The organism is Pedobacter sp. FW305-3-2-15-E-R2A2 (assembly GCF_038446955.1).
Taxonomy (GTDB): Bacteria; Bacteroidota; Bacteroidia; order Sphingobacteriales; family Sphingobacteriaceae; genus Pedobacter.
Genome location: NZ_CP151803.1, coordinates 5964718 through 5985104, shown reverse-complemented (window position 1 = coordinate 5985104; position 20387 = coordinate 5964718). Strand labels below are relative to the sequence as shown.

Annotated in this window: 19 protein-coding genes; 6 read left to right on the top strand and 13 right to left on the bottom strand. The window is 42.9% G+C overall.

All coding sequences use genetic code 11. The annotated features are described in order from the left end of the window. Positions 1-4 precede the first annotated feature (4 nt). Genes AAFF35_RS24195 through AAFF35_RS24185 form a run of 3 tightly spaced genes read left to right on the top strand, consistent with a single transcriptional unit; the run spans position 5 to position 3323 of the window. Positions 5-1324 carry a Gfo/Idh/MocA family oxidoreductase gene (locus AAFF35_RS24195; RefSeq protein ID WP_342329116.1) on the top strand — a complete coding sequence of 440 codons (1320 nt, stop codon included), beginning with the start codon at positions 5-7 and terminating at the stop codon, positions 1322-1324. Positions 1325-1339: 15 nt separating this feature from the next. Further along, entirely contained in the window at positions 1340-2350 is a 1011-nt protein-coding gene (locus tag AAFF35_RS24190; protein ID WP_342329115.1) for an FAD:protein FMN transferase, read from the top strand. Positions 2351-2387: 37 nt separating this feature from the next. Then, complete coding sequence (locus AAFF35_RS24185) at positions 2388-3323, top strand: TIM barrel protein (protein WP_342329114.1); 936 nt, start codon at positions 2388-2390, stop codon at positions 3321-3323. A 6-nt stretch (positions 3324-3329) separates the two neighbouring features. Here the strand turns inward: AAFF35_RS24185 and AAFF35_RS24180 are convergent, their stop codons facing one another. The 12 genes from AAFF35_RS24180 to AAFF35_RS24125 form a co-directional block, all read right to left on the bottom strand. Then, complete coding sequence (locus AAFF35_RS24180) at positions 3330-4403, bottom strand: PA0069 family radical SAM protein (protein WP_342329113.1); 1074 nt, start codon at positions 4401-4403, stop codon at positions 3330-3332. Between the two features lie 39 nt (positions 4404-4442). Continuing rightward, positions 4443-5711 (bottom strand): carboxypeptidase-like regulatory domain-containing protein, encoded by a 1269-nt coding sequence (locus AAFF35_RS24175; protein WP_342329112.1) that lies wholly within the window; start codon positions 5709-5711, stop codon positions 4443-4445. Between the two features lie 62 nt (positions 5712-5773). Next, entirely contained in the window at positions 5774-6598 is an 825-nt protein-coding gene (locus AAFF35_RS24170; RefSeq protein ID WP_124580590.1) for an SDR family oxidoreductase, read from the bottom strand. 75 nt (positions 6599-6673) lie between these two features. After that, the gene (gene recN / locus AAFF35_RS24165; protein ID WP_342329111.1) at positions 6674-8329 is read right to left on the bottom strand and encodes a DNA repair protein RecN; all 1656 of its coding nucleotides are present in this window, start codon (positions 8327-8329) and stop codon (positions 6674-6676) included. 112 nt (positions 8330-8441) lie between these two features. Further along, positions 8442-10403 (bottom strand): M56 family metallopeptidase, encoded by a 1962-nt coding sequence (locus AAFF35_RS24160; protein ID WP_342329110.1) that lies wholly within the window; start codon positions 10401-10403, stop codon positions 8442-8444. Between the two features lie 3 nt (positions 10404-10406). Continuing rightward, a complete protein-coding gene (locus tag AAFF35_RS24155) occupies positions 10407-10790 on the bottom strand; it encodes a BlaI/MecI/CopY family transcriptional regulator (protein WP_124580580.1) in 384 nt (127 codons plus the stop codon). Between the two features lie 99 nt (positions 10791-10889). After that, on the bottom strand, positions 10890-11804 hold the full coding sequence (locus tag AAFF35_RS24150) for a DUF4835 family protein (protein WP_342329109.1): 915 nt from the start codon (positions 11802-11804) through the stop codon (positions 10890-10892). A gap of 26 nt (positions 11805-11830) precedes the next feature. Next, complete coding sequence (gene coaBC, locus AAFF35_RS24145) at positions 11831-13027, bottom strand: bifunctional phosphopantothenoylcysteine decarboxylase/phosphopantothenate--cysteine ligase CoaBC (protein WP_342329108.1); 1197 nt, start codon at positions 13025-13027, stop codon at positions 11831-11833. A 43-nt stretch (positions 13028-13070) separates the two neighbouring features. Beyond that, positions 13071-13397, bottom strand: coding sequence for a DNA-directed RNA polymerase subunit omega (locus tag AAFF35_RS24140; protein ID WP_069379952.1), 327 nt, complete (start codon positions 13395-13397; stop codon positions 13071-13073). After that, positions 13397-14326 carry an outer membrane protein assembly factor BamD gene (gene bamD, locus AAFF35_RS24135; protein ID WP_342329107.1) on the bottom strand — a complete coding sequence of 310 codons (930 nt, stop codon included), beginning with the start codon at positions 14324-14326 and terminating at the stop codon, positions 13397-13399. Before bamD ends, AAFF35_RS24140 begins: the two co-directional genes overlap by 1 nt. A gap of 369 nt (positions 14327-14695) precedes the next feature. Further along, complete coding sequence (locus tag AAFF35_RS24130) at positions 14696-15631, bottom strand: IS3 family transposase (protein ID WP_342328044.1); 936 nt, start codon at positions 15629-15631, stop codon at positions 14696-14698. Beyond that, positions 15628-16170, bottom strand: coding sequence for a hypothetical protein (locus AAFF35_RS24125; protein WP_342328045.1), 543 nt, complete (start codon positions 16168-16170; stop codon positions 15628-15630). Before AAFF35_RS24125 ends, AAFF35_RS24130 begins: the two co-directional genes overlap by 4 nt. A 30-nt stretch (positions 16171-16200) precedes the next feature. Here AAFF35_RS24125 and AAFF35_RS24120 point away from each other — a divergent pair, with 30 nt between their 5' ends. The 3 genes from AAFF35_RS24120 (at position 16201) to AAFF35_RS24110 (ending at position 19782) form a co-directional block, all read left to right on the top strand. Continuing rightward, entirely contained in the window at positions 16201-16383 is a 183-nt protein-coding gene (locus AAFF35_RS24120) for a YdeI/OmpD-associated family protein (protein WP_342329106.1), read from the top strand. Between the two features lie 74 nt (positions 16384-16457). Continuing rightward, a complete protein-coding gene (locus AAFF35_RS24115) occupies positions 16458-17234 on the top strand; it encodes a carboxypeptidase-like regulatory domain-containing protein (RefSeq protein WP_342329105.1) in 777 nt (258 codons plus the stop codon). A 142-nt stretch (positions 17235-17376) separates the two neighbouring features. After that, the gene (locus tag AAFF35_RS24110; protein ID WP_342329104.1) at positions 17377-19782 is read left to right on the top strand and encodes a glycoside hydrolase family 3 N-terminal domain-containing protein; all 2406 of its coding nucleotides are present in this window, start codon (positions 17377-17379) and stop codon (positions 19780-19782) included. Positions 19783-19794: 12 nt separating this feature from the next. On the opposite strand, the gene AAFF35_RS24105 is transcribed toward AAFF35_RS24110, so the two are convergent. After that, on the bottom strand, positions 19795-20181 hold the full coding sequence (locus tag AAFF35_RS24105; protein ID WP_342329103.1) for a DUF5655 domain-containing protein: 387 nt from the start codon (positions 20179-20181) through the stop codon (positions 19795-19797). Between the last annotated feature and the right edge of the window lie 206 nt (positions 20182-20387).

Here is a 20387-nt window from a genome sequence, read left to right as displayed (position 1 = left end):
GACTATGAACAAGGAAGAATTGCGCGATAAGCGCCGTGAATTTTTAAAGACATCTGCATTAGTGGCAGGTGGCGTAATGCTAAATCAATTTGCCTTTGCAGGTGGTCATTCCTCTACGGATGATACCATAAAAATTGCACTGATCGGATGTGGTGACCGTGGAACGGGAGCTGCTTTTCAGGCATTGAGCACCAAACAGAATATTAAACTGGTCGCTATGGCTGATGCTTTCCAGGACAGACTGGACAACAGCTATAAAGTACTTTCAGATAAATTTAAAGAAAAAGTAGATGTTCCTCAGGACCGAAGATTTGTAGGTTTTGATGGTTATCAGAAAGCCATCGCCCTTGCGGATGTGGTATTGCTGGTGACCCCTCCGGGATTCAGACCTACACATTTCGAAGAAGCGATTAAGCAGGGAAAACATGTATTTATGGAAAAACCGGTTGCAGTAGATGCGCCTGGAGTCCGTAAAGTACTTGCTGCAGCAGAATTGGCGAAACAAAAGAAATTAAACGTAGTTGTTGGTCTGCAACGCAGATACCAGGCAAACTATAGAGAAACCTTAAAACGCATTGAAGATGGCGCGATAGGTGACGTAGTGAGTGGTCAGGTGTATTGGAACAGTGGTGGGGTATGGGTGAAAAAACGCCAGCCAGGACAAACGGAGATGGAATATCAAATGAGAAACTGGTATTACTTCAACTGGTTGTGCGGAGATCATATTGTAGAACAGCATGTTCACAATATCGACATTGCCAACTGGGTTAAAAATGCCTATCCTGTTTCGATTCAGGGAACCGGAAGCCGTGCCTGGAGAACGGGTAAAGATTACGGTGAGATCTATGACAACCATGCGGTAGAGCTGACTTATGCGGATGGATCTGTGATTTACAGCCAGTGTCGCCATTTCGAAGGGATTGCAAACCGTGTAGATGAAACTTTCCAGGGCACAAAAGGTCGCGTATATCTTTCTGCGGGTAATAATGGGGTACTTTGGGACCATAAAGGAAAAGAAATGTTTAGTCACCCAACCAAGGGAAATGCCAATCCATACCAGACCGAACATGATGAGCTTTTTGCGGCAATTGCAAAAGGGGAATATAAATTCGCTGATGCGGAACGTGGGGCAAAAAGTTGTTTCACAGCAATCGTGGGCAGGTATGCAACTTATTCCGGACAAACGATTAAATGGGATGAGGCCTTAAAAGCAGACAACAGTCTGATGCCAGAGCAATTGAGCTGGACGGCAAATCCAAAATTAATGCCTGATGAAAATGGCTTGTATCCAATCCCTACTCCGGGAAAATCAAAAATAATTTAAACAAGGATTCCGCTTGTGGCCATTGTTCCCAAATCGGCAATCCTGCTGTTACCGCTGCTGATCTCTCTTTTTTCACAAAAGAAAGATCAGCAGCAGTATAGTATCCACGGCTATGCTCAGGGGACAGATTATTCCATTAAATATTTTGCAGAAGACAGCATAGTGACCAAAAGGGCAGTAGATAGCATCTTGTTAAAGATCGATTCTTCTATGTCCCTTTACAAATCCTATTCGCTGATCAGTCAGTTCAACAGAGCAGAGAAGGGAATCCTGCTGGATGCTCATTTTGCTGCGGTAATGAGAAAATCCTTTGAGATCTATACAGCTACTCAGGGGAAGTTTGACGTGACGGTAGCGCCCCTGGTTCAGGCCTGGGGCTTTGGGCCAAAACCCGTGGAAAGCTTTCCTGATCGCACAACGGTGAAACTACTGTTGCAAAATGTAGGAATGAATTACCTGGAACTCCAGGGGAATTACCTTAAAAAACACAAACCAGGAGTAAAGATCGACCTGAATGGTATTGCCCAAGGCTACAGTGTAGATGTGGTTGCCGATTACCTGCTACAGAAAGGCGTTCGCTCCTTTGTGGTAGAAATCGGAGGAGAACTGCGGGTTGCAGGACCAAAACCAGACGGTTCCGTGATGAGAATCGGAATTGAAGGACCAGCCTTATCTGCACAATCAGAACCGGAAATCAGGCACATCTTAAGTTTCAGCAGCGGTGCAGTGACCACTTCCGGAAATTACCGGAAATACCTGCAGCGGGGTAAAGGGAAGATTGCACACCTGATCAACCCAAAAACAGGTTACCCTTTAGACAATCAGCTGATCAGTGCAACGATCTATGCCAAAGATGCCATTACTGCCGACGGTTATGACAATGCTGTTATGGCCATGGGGGTAGAGGAGGCACTGGCCTTTGTGAGCGCTAAAAGAGGAATGGAGGCTTACCTGATCTACCATCGTAAAGATGGAAGCGTAGCCGATACCCTGACAAGCGGTTTCAGAAAGATGATTTTAAAATAAACAATGATTTACAACCAGACCAACCAAAGCATAATTTATGAAAAGAATAGAATTTTTAAGAAATAGCTTTATTGCCACAGGTGCGGCATTGGCCGGATCTTCGCTAAGCGCAGCTGCGGCACCTTCCGAAAGCAGTTTAGCAACAGGACTTGCAGGAAAAACTTTTAACCTGGATTATGCGCCACATCAGGGCATGTTTGCCAATCATGCGGGCAAAAGCTTCCTGGATCAGATTCAGTATATGTATGATCAGGGCTTTCGCTCTATTGAAGACAATGGCTATCTGGGCAGACCGATCGAAGAACAAAAGAAAATCGGTGATTTGCTCGCCAAACTGGGCATGAGGATGGGCGTGTTTGTCGTAGATGGTGGCGACAACTGGAAAACTTCCCTCACCACAGGAAAGAAAGAATTTAAAGACAAGTTTGTGGAAACCTGCAAACAATCTGTAGAAGCAGCAAAAAGGTGTAATGCAAAATGGATGACCGTTGTTCCGGGATTCTATGAGCGTAAACTTCCTTATGGAAACCAAATGGCAAATGTAGTCGATGCCATGAGGGCAGGGGCGGAGATCTTTGAACCGCATGGCCTGATTATGGTGTTGGAAACACTGAGCGATACGCCAGAGCTTTTCCTGCAGCAGACGCATGAAACCTTTAATGTGTGTAAAGCAGTAAACAGCCCTTCCTGCAAGATTCTATACGATATTTACCACATGCAGAAGACCGAAGGCAACCTGATCGTGAACATGGACCGTTGCTGGGACGAGATTGCCTATATCCAGATCGGCGACAATCCGGGAAGGAAAGAACCGACCACCGGAGAGATCAATTATAAGAATCTATTCAAGCATTTATATAATAAAGGATATAAAGGCGTGATGGGAATGGAACACGGGAATTCTAAAGGGGGTAAGGAAGGAGAACTCCGTGTGATCCAGGCTTACCGCGAGTCCGATGATTTCCTGTCTTAAAAACGCTTAAAATAAGCTAAACTGGGCTTGTGGAACTTTAAATAAGCCCGAGTCCAGTTTTATTACCTGTTCATTTAGATGGTTCAGCCGGCAATGGAGTTTAAAGCTGTCTCTGATCAGCTTTGCAATATTGCCATCGCCCCTCATTCTTTCTCCAAACCTGCTGTCGTTTACATTTCCTCCATGGCAGGACTGAATCGCATGCCATACCTTTTCAAAGCGGTCCGGATAATTCTTGCGGAGCCAGTCCTCAAAGATGCCGGAAATTGCACCATTCAGCCTCACAATCGTATAACCTGCTGCCTGAGCGCCTGCATTGGCTACCGTTTTTAGAATGGCCGGAATTTCATGGTCACTTAGTCCGGGAACCAGTGGAGCCACCATAACACCCATCGGAATACCTGCCTTGCTGAGCTCTTCCACTACTTTTAATCGTTGTTTGGCAGTGGTGGTCCGGGGTTCCATCTTTTGCCGAAGCTTTTCATTCAGGCTGTTAATCGAGACATATACCATACACAGGTTCAGCTTTGCCAGCTCGGTTAGCAGGTCCAGGTCCCGGAGGATCAATGCATTTTTGGTAATCAGGCCTATTGGCTGACGGTATTCCAGGGCGATTTCCAACAGCTGGCGCGTGAGTCTGAATTGCCTTTCTGCAGGTTGATAACAATCGGTATTGCCGGAAAGTGAAATGACAGCCGCATCCCAGCCTTTGCGTTCCAGAAATTTTTTGAACAACTGTGGTGCATCTTTCTTGACGATGATCTTTCTTTCAAAATCCAGGCCGGCACTAAATCCCCAGTATTCATGGGCATTCCGGGCATAACAATAGGTACAACCATGTTCACATCCCTGGTAAGGGTTGAGGGAATAGGCCATTCCAACATCCGGACTGTCTACCTTATTGACAATAGATTTACTTTGTCCGATGATGAAGGTTGTCTTTTGATCTTCTTCCTCCCAATCGTCTATTCCTTCCGAATGTTCTTTTACATAATCATCCTTCGCAAACCTGTTGTGCGGGTTGAGCTGTGCCCCCCTGCCTTTAAAGTAATTGTCCTTAGGTTCTTCGTCTAATATCATTAGTTAAAATTACTAATAATATTAGCAATTTGCAAATGATTATTCTTCTTTTACATTGGGGATATAATCCATAGGAACCATGTCGGCGATTTTCTCATAAGCCCAGAACCCGCCCAGAAGAACTGATTTGGGATTGAAGATACCTCCGTTAGGGTAAAAATGAATGGGGCCTTTCAGGATGTGAAGGGTGGAAATCTGGTAATTGGGGATATCGAGTGGCCTGGCAACCGCATGTCCGGAAAAAGCGGTATAATCTTCAGTTTCGCGTTCTTTGGTGTTGATCACATACAGGTCTCCGTCGAAATTCATTGTTTTTACATCCTTATACAATTGGGTAGCCAGGGTATCGGTCAGGATTTCGGACCTGTCCAGGACGTTCAATGATTTTGATACGGCCCGCTGTTTGAGCCAGTAGCTGATAGAGTCGTTTAGCGGGGAGGTAAAACCCGGGCCAATGCGGACAATGGTATTTCCAGGTTTGTACAAGCGCTTAATGCTGGCATTAATGAGGCTGTCCGGAAGCCTGTTTCGGTTGGCAACACTCCTCATCTTATGAATGATAAACCCCTCCGTTTTCGTCGTATTCTGATATAGGGAGCGGAAAAAATGCTGGGAAGAACCTGCATAGGCGATTTCTCTTTTCTTCAGCCAGCTTTTTCTTTTTGAGGAGGAGGCAGGCAGTTCTTCAAAGGAAGGGTGGCCGGCATAGAAAACCACATTGTCTACGAAATCTCTTTCAAAATACTCCAGAAGGTATTTGATGCGGTAACCCAATGATTTATTTTCGATGAGGAGGAATTCATTGGCCGTGACCCTCAATACTTTTCTTTCTTTGTCGTACTCCGTTTGAATGACCTGAGGATTGAGGATTTTACATTTCTCGGAATTGGGCGTTTTCCCAATGAAATGTTCTTTGAACATTTCCAGGTAACGTGCCCGGTTTGGATCCGCTTTGATGACCACCTCTTTCAGCTGAATGGTGTTTTCCTTTAAAATAGCCTCAATTTTAACAGATTTATCCGAGATCAGCACGTTTTTACTCAGGGGAAGGTAACCCATCATCTGGATCAGGACATCGTAATTGCCCACGGCTACATTGCTCAATACAAACTGTCCGTTGCCATCGGATACGGTGGCTGCTTTATATCCGGCCAAATAGATGCCTGCTCCCGGAAGAGGTTTCCCTTCTCCATCCTTTACCGTTCCGGAAATACTGAATAGATTTTGTCCGAAACCGTTAAAAGAGAAAAATAAAAGCAAAACACAACAGGAGTACCATTTCATCATCTGGCTAATGTAACCAATCATTTATAGATTTAAAAGCATAAAAAAAGCCCTTTTCAGGGCTTTCACTACTTGTCTATGGTTGATCAGGATTCTGATTCAATTCCCAGTCTTTTCATCACATCATCACTTACTCCGGTAGAAGAGTAACCTCCATCATGGAACAGGTTCTGCATGGTTACCATTCTGGTCAGGTCTGAGAACAGCGTGATACAATAATCTGCACAGGATTCTGCATCTGCATTGCCCAGTGGAGCAACAGAATTGGCAAAATCAAAGAAGTCGCCGAAGCCTTTAACCCCTGAACCTGCAGTAGTTTTGGTCGGAGATTGTGAAACCGTATTGATGCGGACCTTTTTCTCCAGGCCATAATGATAGCCAAAGCTTCTGGCAATAGATTCCAGCATGGCTTTAATGTCTGCCATATCGGTATAAAAAGGATAGGTTCTTTGTGCCGCCATGTACGTCAGGGCGACCACACTACCACCTTCACTAATGGCATCTAATTTTTTAGCTACTGCTAACATTTTATGAAAAGAAAGCGCAGAAACGTCAATTCCTTTCATGAAATAATCGTAGTTGGATTCTGTATAAGGGATCTTTTTGCGAATGTTTACGCTCATTCCGATCGAGTGGAGTACAAAATCTATTTTTCCGCCTAATATCTCTTGTGATTGGGTATAAAGGTTAGTGAGGTCTTCCACGCTGGTTGCATCAGCAGGAATGATCTTTGAGCCTGTTTTTTCGGCTAAAGCATTGATCTCTCCCATTCGCATGGCGATAGGGGCATTGGTTAAAACAAATTCAGCACCTTCTTCATGCGCTTTTTCAGCCACTTTCCATGCAATGGAATTCTGATCCAGTGCACCGGTGATGATGCCGCGTTTACCTTTTAATAAGTTGTACATAATTTCTTGTTTTGTTATCTGTTACTTCGTGTCGAAAGTAATAAAAATTAACAAATACAAGCCAGTTTACACGCCTTTTTAATAGCCCAGGAGTTCTTTTGCATTTGCGATAGCCGGGTTACCCGGATCTTTGCCGCTCAGCATTTCTGCGATGACCTGGATTCGCTCTGCGGGAATTAACCTGCGGATTCCTGTGGTAGGGCGGACTCCTTTTTCATTTTTATACACGAAATAGTGTGCTTCTCCTTTGGCTGCTATCTGAGGAAGGTGAGTAATGCAGATCACCTGCATATTTTTCTCCAGATCTCCGATCACATCGCCTACACGCAATGCGGTTTCGCCGGAAATACCCGTATCAATTTCATCGAAGATCAGGGTAGGTAAAGCGGTATGTTTGGCCATGATGGACTTGATCGCCAGCATCAGCCTGGAAAGCTCTCCTCCCGAAGCGACCTTTCCTACCGGAGCAGGTGGCTGGCCACTGTTGGCAGAGAACAGCAGTACGATATTGTCTTTTCCGTCTTTATTCAGTTCTTCAAGAACGGTCTTTTCTATTTTAATTCTGGCCTTAGGCATTCCTACCTGTTGGAGAACTGCGGCAACCTGGTTTTCGGTACTGATGATAGACTTCCCACGGTCGGCAGAAAGGGTATCGGCCATCTCCGTTAACCTGGCTTTTAAGGCCGTGATTTCTTTGTTCAGGCGGTCAATCTCTTCATCGCCGCTAAGCAAGGTATTCAGGTTGTCTGACAATTGCTGACGAATGCCAATCAATTCCTCCACACTGTTAACCTTATGTTTTTGCTGAAGCGTATAAATCACATCTAACCTGCCATTGATCTCTTCAATTCGCACCGGGTTAAAGACAATGCTTTCTTCCAGGTTCATGGTTTCCGCAGCGATGTCTTTTAGTTCTATCAATGCCGAGCGCAGGCGCTCATTTAAGTTGGCATAGTCAGGGTTAAAGCGTTCTATGTTCTGAAGCTGAACGATGACTTCTTTAAGAATAGGGAGTGCCGAAGCTTCTTCTTCAGAGAGCAGGTTATATGCATTGACGAGGCTTCTCTTGATGCTCTCCGCATTGTTGAGGGTTTGAAGTTCTGTTTCTAAAAGTGTTTGTTCGTCCGCTTTCAGGTCTGCAGCTTCCAGTTCATTGAATAAGAACTGTTCATAATCCTGTCTGCTTTTTGCTTCATCTGCTGCGGTTTGCAAAGCAGATAAATGCTGCAGGTATTTTTTATATTGTTTGTAACCCTGGCGGTAGTCTGATAACAATGGCTGATGGTCTGCCAGGGTATCTACCACAGAAAGCTGGAATCCGGGATCATTGATTTCTAAAGTAGCATGCTGGGAGTGAATATCGATCAGTTTTTCGCCTACCTGTTTCATCACCACAAGGGTAACAGGCGTATCATTGATGAAGGCTCTTGATTTCCCATCGGTAGAGATTTCCCTTCTTAATATCGTCTCCTCATGAAAATCAATGTCATTGTCCTCAAATAAATGCTGCAGGTTATGGTCTGTCAGCAGAAATTGTCCTTCAATAATGCACTTCTTTTCCTGATTAAAGAAATATCTGGTTTCTGCACGCTGGCCCAAAATCAGCGAGAGGGCACCCAGCATAATGGATTTACCGGCACCTGTTTCTCCAGTGATGATGTTTAAACCCTTGTCCAGGTTTAGTTCAACACTGTCTATTAAAGCGTAGTTACGAATAGAAAGTTTCTGTAGCATATTACGCTGCTAAAATATGAAAACTTAATCAATGGGTGTTCATACTTTTCCACAAAAAAGGCAGAAGAAAAATCCTCTGCCTCCATCTTCGTTTATTTGTGGTTTTAATGCCTTAGTTGTTCGCTTTTGTCGCCGCTTCGGCTTCTTTTTTCTTTTTCAGTGCTTCTACTTCTTTGTCGAATTTCTGTTTTAGTGCTTTATACTCAGCAGAGTTACGGACTTCTTTGTTTTCCTGAGCCATTTTTTTGATTTCAGACAAATCATAAACGATCCCGCCCTCAGCAGCGTTCTTGCGGATTTCTTCTAATTGTTTTTTCCATTCCGGAGAGTTGAAGTATTTACCGGTTTCTTCTGCTCCTTTCTGGATCTCTGCCAGGTTTTTTTTCCATTCAGGGGAATCATAATACTTTTTGATTTCTTCTGCGTTTTTCTGAATCCCTTCCACTTGCTTTTTCCATTCCGGAGAGTCAAAATGCCTGGTCATTTCTGCAGCATTTTTCTGGATGGCTTCCTGCTGTTTCTTCCATTCCGGAGAATCATAATATTTACTGATTTCTTCTGCGCTTTTCTGGATTGCTGCTTGTTGATTTTTCCATTCCGGAGAGCTATAGTATTTGCCGATTTTCTCTCCGTTTTTTTGGATTTCAGCGATGTTTTTCTTCCATTCCGGAGAGTTAAAGTGCTTGCTCATCACTTCGCCTTGTTTCTGGATATTTGCGATGTTCTTTTTCCATTCCGGAGATTTTAAAAAGGCAAGACTTGCAGAAGTAACGCTGTCTACAAAAACATTGAATTCACCTGATTTTGGGAAGCTGACAAAAGTTTTGTCAAAGACTTCGCTTCTTAAACTATCAGGAACCTCTTTAATCGAATTGTATTCATGTTTGGTTCCATTTGCATCCACTGTGATGATTTTAAACTTGCGTTTCTTTTTAGTGGTATCTGCATATTCGTATGGCGTATTTTGTATCAATTTCAGTGCTTTTAAGTCCTGAACTTTGAATTTTAAGCCTACACCGGCAATCTCCATGTCTTCGGTCAGTGGTGCAGCGGGAGCGGTTACTTTTTCCGCTTTGGAAGGTTTAACCCATGCTAAGGAAATTACCGTAGCAATCGTAAGTGTGATTGCAAAAATCTGCTGTTTTGCATTCATATAATTCGTTTTCATGTCTGTGATTCTTTTAATACGGTGATACAAATGTTGATTTTTCCCTGTCGCCGCCATAGAAAGGGCAGGGGCGGATTTATCTTTCAGGATTTCCAGCTTTAGCAAGGCATGGGCATAAGTTACCGGCGTCCCGGTCAGTTCTACCACAAGGTCATCGCAGGCATGTTCACGTTCTATGTTGATGAACCTGCCGCTTAGCCAGATGAAAGGATTAAAGAACAAAATGGTTTCTATCCCCGTTTTGATGAGGTTTAGGAGGTAATCATTTCTACGGATGTGTGAAAGTTCATGGATCAGGATGGCTTCCACCTGTTTGAGGTCAAGCTGTGTAGCCAGGGCAATCGGAAATAAAACTACCGGTTTAAAATATCCGATAACCAGCGGAATATTTACTTTTTCCGACAGGTAAAACCCAATTTGTTGTTTGAGGTTTAACTTGGAGACCATCTCTTCAAATACAGCGGTCCATTCTGCGGGTACTGCCAATTGAGTTGCATTTTTAAGCTGGTTCATTTTTCGGTATCCGGCGATCAGGATAAAGAGCTGAAAGAGGATTCCGATTCCGTAGACCGTCACGATATAAGGAAACAAGGTTTCCGTTTTGCTGCTGATTTCCTGGGGCAGACTTCTCAGGTACTCATAATAAACCGCACTGATATGTAATTCTGCTCCTGCAGTACTTCCATTACTTACCGGAAGTTTAAAGATGGAGAAAAAGGTAATGCAAAAGGAAACGAAGATCAGGCACATGGCGCCGTAAGCGAGGTTGTGCTTCAATTGGGACCGCAACTTTGGCATTGCCATTACGGTTAAGAACAAAATGGCATAGATGATGGCGCCTTGCCATAAGGAGTGAAAAATACTCCAGCCTGTGGCTTTGATCAGGTTGTTTACAATTGCTTCCATGGTTTATTTGTTGCTAAGGTTATCCAGGTATTTTTTGATCGAATCTATTTCGTCGGCACTGGCACTATGGTTTCCGAGCGCCTGCATGACCAATCGTGCAGCAGAACCGTTAAACACATTGTCGATCATTTTACTGACTAGGTGTTGTTCTGTTTTCTGTTGATTAACCAGGGCTTTATAGATATGGGTTTTGGAAGAAGTATCACGAACCACCAATCCTTTTTCCGACATGATCTGCATCAGTTTCAGGGTGGTAGTATAACCTGCATCTTTATTCTTTTCTAAAATCTCGTGGACTTCTCTTACCGTACAATTTCCTTTCTCCCATAATATCTGCAAGATCTCTAATTCACTTTCGGTAGGTTTAAGGGGTGTCGCTGCTGTCATATCCTTTATATACGAATTGTTTCGTAATCAAATGTACGAATCTATTCGTATAAACAAAATATTTTGTTTTAAAAACAGTTATTTTTTTATAAAATAGGGTTATAGGCCTTGTTTAGCGGGTTTTAAGCTTTCGTATTTATTGATGTTGGCCGGGTCAATGTCTACCAGGAGGTTGTATGCTTTTAAGCGTTCCTGAGAATTTCCGATAGAGAGCAGGTTCACGATTTCATCGGCTTTGGTCGCGAAGTATACGTTAGGGAAGATGGAACCCAGTTTTTGACGGTCCATTTTTGTGAGTCCCGAAAGCAGGGAGATGATCTTTTTGGAGCCCTTGTCCATATCTTCCTGGAGGCGGTCCATGCCATTATAATGATAACTAAAGATAAATTCTCTTAAATCCTCAAAGCTTTTGTTGAGCAGGTTTTCATTCAGCCAATACCGGTTTCTCAAGCCATCGGATGCTTTCCAGCCTTTATTGCCCGATTGTTGTGCCAGGTTGAGGATGTTTTGTGCTTTATTGTAAAATGGGGTTCCACCAAGATTGCTAAAACTGTCTTTATCCAATCCGATAATCGTATTTGCATAAAACCCGAGCAGGGAGCTCAGGTTGGAAATGAAGTTCTGGTCGGAGTAGTCCAAAGATTGTCCTTCGTTATAGTTGAAGTCGAAGTCTTTGTCGCTGATGTTCAAAATGGTGCTGTTATAGGCCGTTCCATAGACCGGTCTGCTGGATTGGATCTGTGCTTCCGCTTTATAACCGGCGCTGCCATCCCAGGCGGTCACTGTGATCACGAAATTAGTTTCTATACGTTCCTGAGGGGTATAAGTTTCATTGGTCCACTTGTTGTTATTTAAAAACTCTCTGATGGTATTTTGCAAAACCTCTATGTTTCTCTTATTGATATTCGGTACCGTTGGTGCCATTACGGTAACCCTTGCATTTAATTCCTGGGCATGAACATCAATCTGGCAAAGGAAGAAAGAGAGGACGAAGAGGAAGAGGCGTTGTTTCATTTGGAGCGTTTTTACAGTCAGGATGCTTATACAACTAATTTTAATATTTCATTGCAAATGTCTTTTGCAACTTCATTCTTTGATTTTGTTTCAAAAACCACTTTTTCAGCAGCTTTATTAAATATAGTGATTTTATTGGTATCTCCCTTAAACCCGGCACCTTTGTCGTTGAGTGAATTGAGCACAATCAGGTCCAGGTTTTTCTTGCTGAGCTTGGCTTTTGCATAAGCTTCTTCGTTTTCCGTTTCCAGGGCGAAGCCGACAAGGATTTGCTGCGCAGTTTTTGTTTGTCCGAGGGTAGCAAGGATGTCTTCTGTCTTTTTCAGTTCCAGGCTAAATTCCGGATTTGTCTTTTTAATCTTCTGGCTGGCTGCAGTAACAGGGGTATAGTCTGCTACGGCGGCACTCATGACCATGATGTCCGATTGGGGGAATTCCGCTTTGCAAGCCTTCAGCATATCTGCTGCGCTGACTACGTCGATCCTCTTGATTTGTGCGGTCGTTTTTTCCGCAGTTGGTCCGGTGATCAGGGTCACTTCTGCACCTAAACCGGCAAAGACTCCGGCGATGGCAAAGCCCATTTTTCCGGAAGAATGATTCCCGATAAAACGAACAGGATCTATCGCTTCATAGGTAGGCCCGGCGGTAACGAGTACCTTCTTACCTAACAATGGAAGCCCTTTTCCAGCTGCTTCATTCAAAAAGGAAACAATTTCTTCTGGTTCCGCCATGCGGCCTTCCCCATATAAACCACTGGCAAGCTCTCCTTTTCCAGGAGGGATGACCTCGTTCTCGTAGGAGATCAGCTTTTCGATATTTTGCTGCGTGCTTTCATGCTTCCACATGTCCAGGTCCATTGCCGGAGCAACAAAAACCGGGCATTTGGCCGATAAGTAGACTGCTGTTAAGAGGTTATCACAAATGCCTGTTGCCATTTTAGCCAACGTGTTGGCGCTTGCCGGGGCAACGACCATAAAGTCAGCCCACAGGCCCAACTCCACATGGTTACTCCAAACACCGGTTTCGGCGTCGAAATATTGGGTGTAAACAGGATTTTTTGATAAGGTAGCCAGGGTGAGCGGGGTAATGAAATTCGCCGCATCGGCCGTAAGAATAACTTTAACGTTTGCGCCAGCCTTTACCAGTAACCTGACCAGTATCGCTGATTTATATGCTGCAATGCTGCCGCAAACGCCAAGAATAATGTTTTTATTTTCTAGCATGGTTTTTTAATGCAAGAATGCAATTGAATACCTATGCCTGATCTTATTGTTGCTCTTTAGCAGGGTTTCTGTGATAAATTTTATCATTCAGGAACTCATCGATAGCAATCAATGAAGGCTTAGGCATACGCTCATAATGCTTACTGATTTCGATTTGTTCTCTGTTTTCAAAGATCTCTTCCAGGTTGTCATTTGAAGAAGCAAACTCAGCTAATTTACCGTGTAATTCTTCTTTAATGTTGTTTGAAATCTGATTAGCCCTTTTAGAAATAATTACTAAAGACTCATAGATATTCTCAGTTTTTTGATCTAAATCATTAACATTTCTAGTAACCGTAGTATTCGGTACAGCAGGTTTGTTCGTGTTCATTATTTGATTGGGGTTTTAATTTTGGTATTGGTACTGTCTGCTTTAGCTTCTTTTTCAAGCATTGCTTTATATTTTTCCTGGTCCTTCTGGAACTCGGCAATTACACGTTTTGCATGTGCTATACCTTCTTCACTATCTTTCTTTAAAGCTTTAGCCTGATCAACCAATTTACTCTGAGGATGAGCTTCTACAAATTCATCAGCATAGGTGATGGCTTCGTTATATCTGTCTTCCTGACGTAATTCAATACTATTTTTTGCATAATTATATTGAGATTTAACGATCAAAAGATCCATCTCTTCCGCATACTTAATATCAGGGAAATCAATCTGCGCATTTTTCAAAGCAATAACGGCCGATTTATAATTACTGATATCCCATCCGCCCAGGTCGAAATATAACTTCGCATTTTCAAATGCTTTAGTTTCCAGTTTCGAACGTAAGTCGGCAATATATTTACTGGCATCAGCCACACGCTCACTCTTAGGATAGAAGTTGATAAACAACTGTAAAGCATCAATTGCTTTGTAAGTGTTCTCCTGATCTAATGAGAATTTAGGTGATTCCAGGTAATAGCAATAAGCACCCAGGTATCTGCATTCTTCTGCATATTTACTGGTTGGATAAGTATCAGCAAATGATTTAAACTGATATCTTGCAGTGGTATAATCCCTTAATTTATATAGGGTTAGGGCATAGTAATAATTTAAGTCTTCGGCTTCTGCCCTTCCTCTGTATTTCTGCGAAAGGTCTTCAAACAGAATGATAGCTTTGGTATAATTCTTCTTGTTGTAGAGCTTCATCGCCTCCTGATATTTCTTGGCTACATCGTTGCTCAATCTGATTTTTTCAAACTGGCTTTTGCAACCCGCGATAGTCAGGGCTATGATGGTGAAACTTAATAGTAATACGTGTTTAATTTTAAACATTCTGCAAAGATAAGTTAATAATACGATAACGTCAATTAAAAATAATAGGACGCTAAGCTATGTAAAGCGTTTCATCCCGTCAAACCCTTAACATAATTTAACAAATCAGGTTTTATAAGACACATTTTTACGTTCAAAAAAGCCGGGTAAAGGTACGGAATCCGGCAGCTAAGTGACAAGTGGATACCTGGTTGCAGGAAGCTCCGTTTTTGCCCCGGTTTTGACGCGTTCCTTACCCGCCTTTAACAGGCTTTCAAGCGGGCTTGCACCGAGTATAGACCGAGTATAGAGCGAGGTTAGAGCCTGTATAGATAAAAGCTGTCTTATCCGTGTATGGCTATACAGGTTATTGAATTAATTTTAAATTGACTATACACTCAAATTTGTTATTCCTGATCGGGTTATACAAGTTTGATTTTCCTTTGTTTTGTACTTTTTAGGCTTCCATCTTTTCTTAAAGATTCCCCGTTTAAGATGCGCCTGTTCTGGTGTGAGATAATCACAGCTTGCATGCGGTCTTAGTTGGTTATAAGTTTGAATATTCTCTCTGATTCTCTTTGTTGTTTCTTTAAAACTTGCTTTAGAACTATGCATATCAAACTCCGCTTTTAATATTCCATTTACCCGTTCTGCTATTGCATTTTCATAAGGGTCTCCATTTTCAGTCATGCTTATTGCTACCTGATTTTCGGTAAGCAGGTCCACATAGTTTTTACTACAATATTGTGATCCCCGATCAGAATGATGTATGAGCTGATCTTGGGGGTGTTTACGTGTTTTGACAGCCATATCAAGCGCGTCTATACATCCTTGAGCAGATAAATCAGTCCTAAAAGCCCATCCCATGATCTTTTTAGAATAGGCATCTGTGATAAGGCTTAGATATCCCCACTGTTTTGTCAACTGAATATAAGTAATATCACTTACCCAGACCTGTTCGGGACGGTGGATGATCAATTCCTTGATCTGGTTATTATATTTTCGCATCCAATGCCTTGAATTAGTTGTCACCGCTTTCCTTTTTCGTGTTCTGATATGGAGGCCATGCTCCCGCATTAGGCGAAATAAATAGTCCCTTCCAATTTTAATATCGTGCGCTGACAACACTTCCTGCAGCATAAAATGCAGTTTCAACGTACCTATTCGCTTTTGCTTTTCCCGAATACGCAGTACATGCTGCAAAATGATCTCATCTTTTAAACCCTCATCCTGTACTCGCCACTGGTGGTCGTAATACGCATGTCTTGTTTTGCCAAACAGTCTGCACAGCAACCTGATCCCAAGTTTTGGGAAGTCCTGTTTCATTTTGATGACTGCCTGGCACCAGACTTTTTTCTGATGTCGATTTTAAGCTGTTCTTCTGCAATATCGATCAGAGTATCAAGGGCCTGGATTTTCAAATTGGCCTCTGCCAAAGCTTTTTGTAAAGCTTCGAGTTCTGTACTACTGGAATCAGTTGTCGTGTTTTTGGCCACTTCTAGAGGTTTGAGAAGGCTAATCTCTACATTTTCTTCCTTATTTTTCTTGATCCAGTGTCTTATAATACTTGGATGGGAAATATTATATGAAACCTGGGCCTCCCGAATGCTCATACCGTTTTCTACCGCCCGAATTACCGAACGTCTTTCTGACGGTGTATAGGATTTACGTTTTGAACCCGATAAACCCGAGTTTCCCAGCCATTCTACAAGCGTGCTGCTTGACATACCGTATTCTTCCATAAGATCTCTACGGGGAACGCCTTGGGCTTCGAGCTCCACAATATGCGCTATTAATCGCTTGTCATAACGCTGATTTTTACTCCTTCTTTCTGAAATGATAAATTCTGTTTCTGTTATTTCCATACACTGTTTTTTTGTATAGCCTTTTTAGGAATGGACAAGCTGTCTTTTGGCTGTCTCGTCCGGCTCTGGCTATACCAGCAAAACGATTACCTCGGTTGGATTGAAAGGGCGAAGCTGCCGGATACAAAAGAGAAAAGGATGCAACAAATGCTAACCGAGTTAAAAAACGGGACTGTATATATGAAAATGAACTGGAAATCAAAACAGGTTTAACAGCCCTTAACACCTAAGTTAAAGATTGTTAATTTATCAGGGCCAGATCAGCAAGCATTTATATTTACAGGAATATGAAAGCAATCAGTCTGCTCTGCTGTATGTTGATTTTCGGTACTGTTCAGGCACAGGTAATCAGAGGAAAAGTAATTGATCAGGAATCAAAACGTCCTTTAGCCAATATCCTGATCAGGATAAAATACGGAAAAACGACTACTGGAGCTAATGGTGAATTTGCTTTAATTCCCTCGAAAAATGATACCCTCCACTTCTCAGGATTTAATTATGCGCCCTATCAGCTGGTTTATACAGCCGGTCTGAAAACGGAATTTCTAATCGAACTGAAGGAGCAGGCCTTGTCCTTAAACGAGGTGGCTATTTTTTCAAAGAGAAACCATAAAGAAGATTCTTTGAAACTTAGAAAGGAATATGCCAGGAATTTCAATTACAAACAACCAGGTTGGAAATCTGTATTTGTACCCCTTTCCACAAGCCGGAAGGTCCTGCCCTTTGAGATGGTTACCTTAGATGTGCTCGGCCTTGCGAGAATGTTAACCAGGAAAAACAACAAAGAGAATAAATTTAAGCGGAAACTGCTGCGGGACGAATCCTCAGCCTATGTGGATTCCAGGTTCAGTACGGACCTGGTAGGAAGCCTTACCCGGCTTGATGGCGATTCTTTATACCTGTTTATGGATAGGTATCGCCCTGCGAAAGACAGCTTGCTCCAGATGTCCGATTATCAGCTCATGATGTCCGTCAAATCAAATCTGCGGAAGTTTAAATCCGACAATCAGGGAAAAGAAGAAATGCTAAAATCACTGAGGAAAATGCCATTCCGGAATAATTAAATTACCTTATTTTAGTAGGATTTAGAAAACCGGACATTGCAATTGCCCATCATGAGGAAACCATGATGATCTTACCGCTCAGATCAGCAAATGAAGATAAGATCATGACCGTTTCATCACTATAATAAAACAATATATACGAATGAAAAAGACGCTGATGCTTTGTGCTGCCCTCTTCTCTTTGGAGAGTGCTTCATTTGCCCAACATAAAAATATCTACCAAAAAAACTGGATTGACTTTAATAAAAACGGAAAGAAGGATGTTTTCGAAGATCCATCTCAGGAAATAGAAAAAAGAATTGCCGACCTGCTTTCTCAAATGACAGTGGAAGAGAAAACTTGTCAGATGGCGACCTTATACGGTTATGGAAGAGTCCTGAAAGAAGAGATGCCTACGCCCGAATGGAAAACAAAGGTCTGGAAGGATGGGATTGCCAATATTGACGAAGCTTTAAACAGCCTCGCCTATAATAAAAAGGCTCAAACCGCTTATTCTTATCCCTTCAGTAAACATGCAGATGCCATCAATACACTTCAGAAATGGTTTATCGAAGAAACAAGAATGGGAATTCCGGTTGATTTTACCAATGAAGGCATCCATGGGCTTTGTCATGACCGGGCAACGCCTTTACCTGCACCTATAAATATTGGAAGTACCTGGAATAAGGCTATGGTAAGGCAGGCCGGGGATATTGTTGGCCGCGAAGCCAAAGCATTGGGTTATACCAATGTTTATGCCCCTATTTTAGATCCCGCCAGAGACCAGCGCTGGGGAAGGGTCGTAGAATGTTATGGGGAAAATCCTTTTCACATTGCCGAACTGGGCAAGCAAATGGTACTGGGAATTCAGGAAAACGGAGTCGCAGCAACCTTAAAGCACTTTGCTGTATATAGTGTGCCTAAAGGTGGGAGAGATGGGGACGCACGTACCGATCCGCATGTGGCCTTAAGAGAGTTACACCAGATTCACCTTTATCCATTTAGAAGAGTCGTTCAGGAAGCTTCGCCGATGGGAGTGATGAGTAGCTATAATGATTACGACGGTGTTCCGATTACCGGAAGCCATTATTTCCTGACCGAACTGCTGAGAGAAAAATATGGGTTTAAGGGATACATTGTTTCTGATAGTGAGGCTGTAGAATACCTTTATTCCAAGCATCATGTGGTGGATGATTATAAAGGGGCGATCAAACAGGTGGTGGAAGCCGGACTGGATGTGCGGACCAATTTTACCATGCCGGAGCAATACATCATGCCTTTAAGAGAATTGATCAGCGAAGGAAAGGTTTCCATGAAAACGATCGATGAAAGGGTCGCTCATGTATTGCGGGTTAAATTCAGGTTGGGCCTGTTTGACCGGCCTTATGTACCGAATACGAAAGCCTCAGACCAGGTGGTACATACGGCGCAGAGCGAAGCCTTTTCAGCAGAACTCAGTCGCCAGTCGCTGGTGCTCTTGAAAAATGAGCAAAACCTCTTGCCTTTAGCACTGAATAAATTGAAAAATATTCTGGTGACCGGCCCTTTGGCTGCCGAGGTAAACTATACAACGAGCAGGTATGGCCCCTCGAATAACCCGGTCACTTCGGTTGTGGATGGCATCAAAAAATATACTGCTGGCAATGCTCAGGTGAATTATGTGAAAGGTTGTGACATCATTGATCCCAACTGGCCGGAAAGTGAAATTATTCCGAGTCCTCTTTCTGCTGCTGAGCAGGCAGGAATTGACGAAGCTGTTGCACAGGCTAAACTGGCCGATGTGATCATTGCCGTGGTTGGGGAAGATGAGAAAAGAGTAGGAGAAAGCCTTACCCGTACCGGATTAAACCTACCCGGCAGACAATTACAATTGTTGATGGCACTTCATGCCACGGGAAAGCCAGTGGTCATGGTGATGATCAATGGACAGCCTTTAACGATCAATTGGGAAAACCGCTATTTACCGGCAATTCTGGAAGCCTGGTTCCCTGGCCCCCAAAGTGGAAACATTATTGCAGAAACTTTATTCGGTGATTATAATCCCGGAGGTAAACTCCCGATCACCTTCCCTAAATCTGTTGGTCAGCTGGAATATAACTTTCCTTTTAAGCCGGCTTCGCAGGCGGGACAGCCAAGTAGTGGAAACAATGGCTATGGCAAAACCAGTGTAAATGGGGCATTGTTCCCATTTGGTTATGGCTTGAGTTACACGGATTTTGAATATAGCAATTTGGAGGTTAAACAGCCGACACAGAAAGCGGGTTCGGATATTGAGGTAAGTGTAAGGGTGAAGAATACCGGTAAACGTAAAGGAGATGATGTGGTGCAGCTTTATCTTAAAGATCTGGTGAGCAGTGTGACGACTTACGATTCCGACCTTCGGGGATTTGAGCGGATTACATTGCTTCCTGGAGAAGAGAAAACAGTCCGTTTTATACTCCATCCGGATGACCTCTCGATTTTAGACAAAGACATGAACTGGAGGGTGGAACCAGGTAAATTCAGGGTCATGATTGGTCAGTCTTCCGAAGACATTAAATTGAAACAGGAATTTGAAATCCTACCTTAAAATGGCAGGGTTTTATTTTCCGTTTTCATAGGCCATCCGGAGGTAGCTGAATACTTCCTCGTTTAAGTCCTCCGGCAGGTAAATTCGCAGATGGTGGTTGTAATCGTCACTGCCTGGTACGGCTTTGATTTTTCGAAAGCATAAGTTGTCTTCGTAAGGCTGCTTAAAAGGGAGTACGATATCTATAAAATCTTTTCCCATCTGTATCACGTAAGCGAAATTTATCCTGGCGGAAAAGGCAATCATGGTTTTCGCCGCATGGAATTCCACCGTTCCGATTGCTTTGAAAGTAGCGGCCAGTTCTTCGAAAAGCGCAATGCTGACTGCTGATTTGTTTTGCAGAAAATCTGCCATGGCTTTATCTGAATTTTCTATCATTAGTTCATTATTCGTCAGCATCTATTGTTTTTATCTGTATTCATGAGCTCAAAAGCTAAGTTGATTACCCTTTGTAAAACGGTAGGCTTATGCTAGTTTCATTTTGTCTGGTGAAATTCCGAATTTTTTCCGAAAACCCTGGTATCAAAGAGTTCTTTGTTGTAGCACATAATTGGCCACGATTAGAAATGCAGATCAGATTCTTGTTCTTAAAGAAGCAGGGTTTA

What these genes read in the sequence shown, in the direction of transcription:
- AAFF35_RS24195 (WP_342329116.1), top strand. Translation starts at nt 5, where the DNA reads ATGAACAAGGAAGAATTGCGCGATAAGCGCCGTGAATTTTTAAAGACA.
- AAFF35_RS24185 (WP_342329114.1), top strand. Translation starts at nt 2,388, where the DNA reads ATGAAAAGAATAGAATTTTTAAGAAATAGCTTTATTGCCACAGGTGCG.
- AAFF35_RS24180 (WP_342329113.1), bottom strand. Translation starts at nt 4,403, where the DNA reads ATGATATTAGACGAAGAACCTAAGGACAATTACTTTAAAGGCAGGGGG.
- AAFF35_RS24175 (WP_342329112.1), bottom strand. Translation starts at nt 5,711, where the DNA reads ATGATTGGTTACATTAGCCAGATGATGAAATGGTACTCCTGTTGTGTT.
- recN (WP_342329111.1), bottom strand. Translation starts at nt 8,329, where the DNA reads ATGCTACAGAAACTTTCTATTCGTAACTACGCTTTAATAGACAGTGTT.
- AAFF35_RS24160 (WP_342329110.1), bottom strand. Translation starts at nt 10,403, where the DNA reads ATGGAAGCAATTGTAAACAACCTGATCAAAGCCACAGGCTGGAGTATT.
- AAFF35_RS24155 (WP_124580580.1), bottom strand. Translation starts at nt 10,790, where the DNA reads ATGACAGCAGCGACACCCCTTAAACCTACCGAAAGTGAATTAGAGATC.
- AAFF35_RS24150 (WP_342329109.1), bottom strand. Translation starts at nt 11,804, where the DNA reads ATGAAACAACGCCTCTTCCTCTTCGTCCTCTCTTTCTTCCTTTGCCAG.
- coaBC (WP_342329108.1), bottom strand. Translation starts at nt 13,027, where the DNA reads ATGCTAGAAAATAAAAACATTATTCTTGGCGTTTGCGGCAGCATTGCA.
- AAFF35_RS24140 (WP_069379952.1), bottom strand. Translation starts at nt 13,397, where the DNA reads ATGAACACGAACAAACCTGCTGTACCGAATACTACGGTTACTAGAAAT.
- bamD (WP_342329107.1), bottom strand. Translation starts at nt 14,326, where the DNA reads ATGTTTAAAATTAAACACGTATTACTATTAAGTTTCACCATCATAGCC.
- AAFF35_RS24130 (WP_342328044.1), bottom strand. Translation starts at nt 15,631, where the DNA reads ATGAAACAGGACTTCCCAAAACTTGGGATCAGGTTGCTGTGCAGACTG.
- AAFF35_RS24125 (WP_342328045.1), bottom strand. Translation starts at nt 16,170, where the DNA reads ATGGAAATAACAGAAACAGAATTTATCATTTCAGAAAGAAGGAGTAAA.
- AAFF35_RS24120 (WP_342329106.1), top strand. Translation starts at nt 16,201, where the DNA reads ATGGACAAGCTGTCTTTTGGCTGTCTCGTCCGGCTCTGGCTATACCAG.
- AAFF35_RS24115 (WP_342329105.1), top strand. Translation starts at nt 16,458, where the DNA reads ATGAAAGCAATCAGTCTGCTCTGCTGTATGTTGATTTTCGGTACTGTT.
- AAFF35_RS24110 (WP_342329104.1), top strand. Translation starts at nt 17,377, where the DNA reads ATGAAAAAGACGCTGATGCTTTGTGCTGCCCTCTTCTCTTTGGAGAGT.
- AAFF35_RS24105 (WP_342329103.1), bottom strand. Translation starts at nt 20,181, where the DNA reads ATGCTGACGAATAATGAACTAATGATAGAAAATTCAGATAAAGCCATG.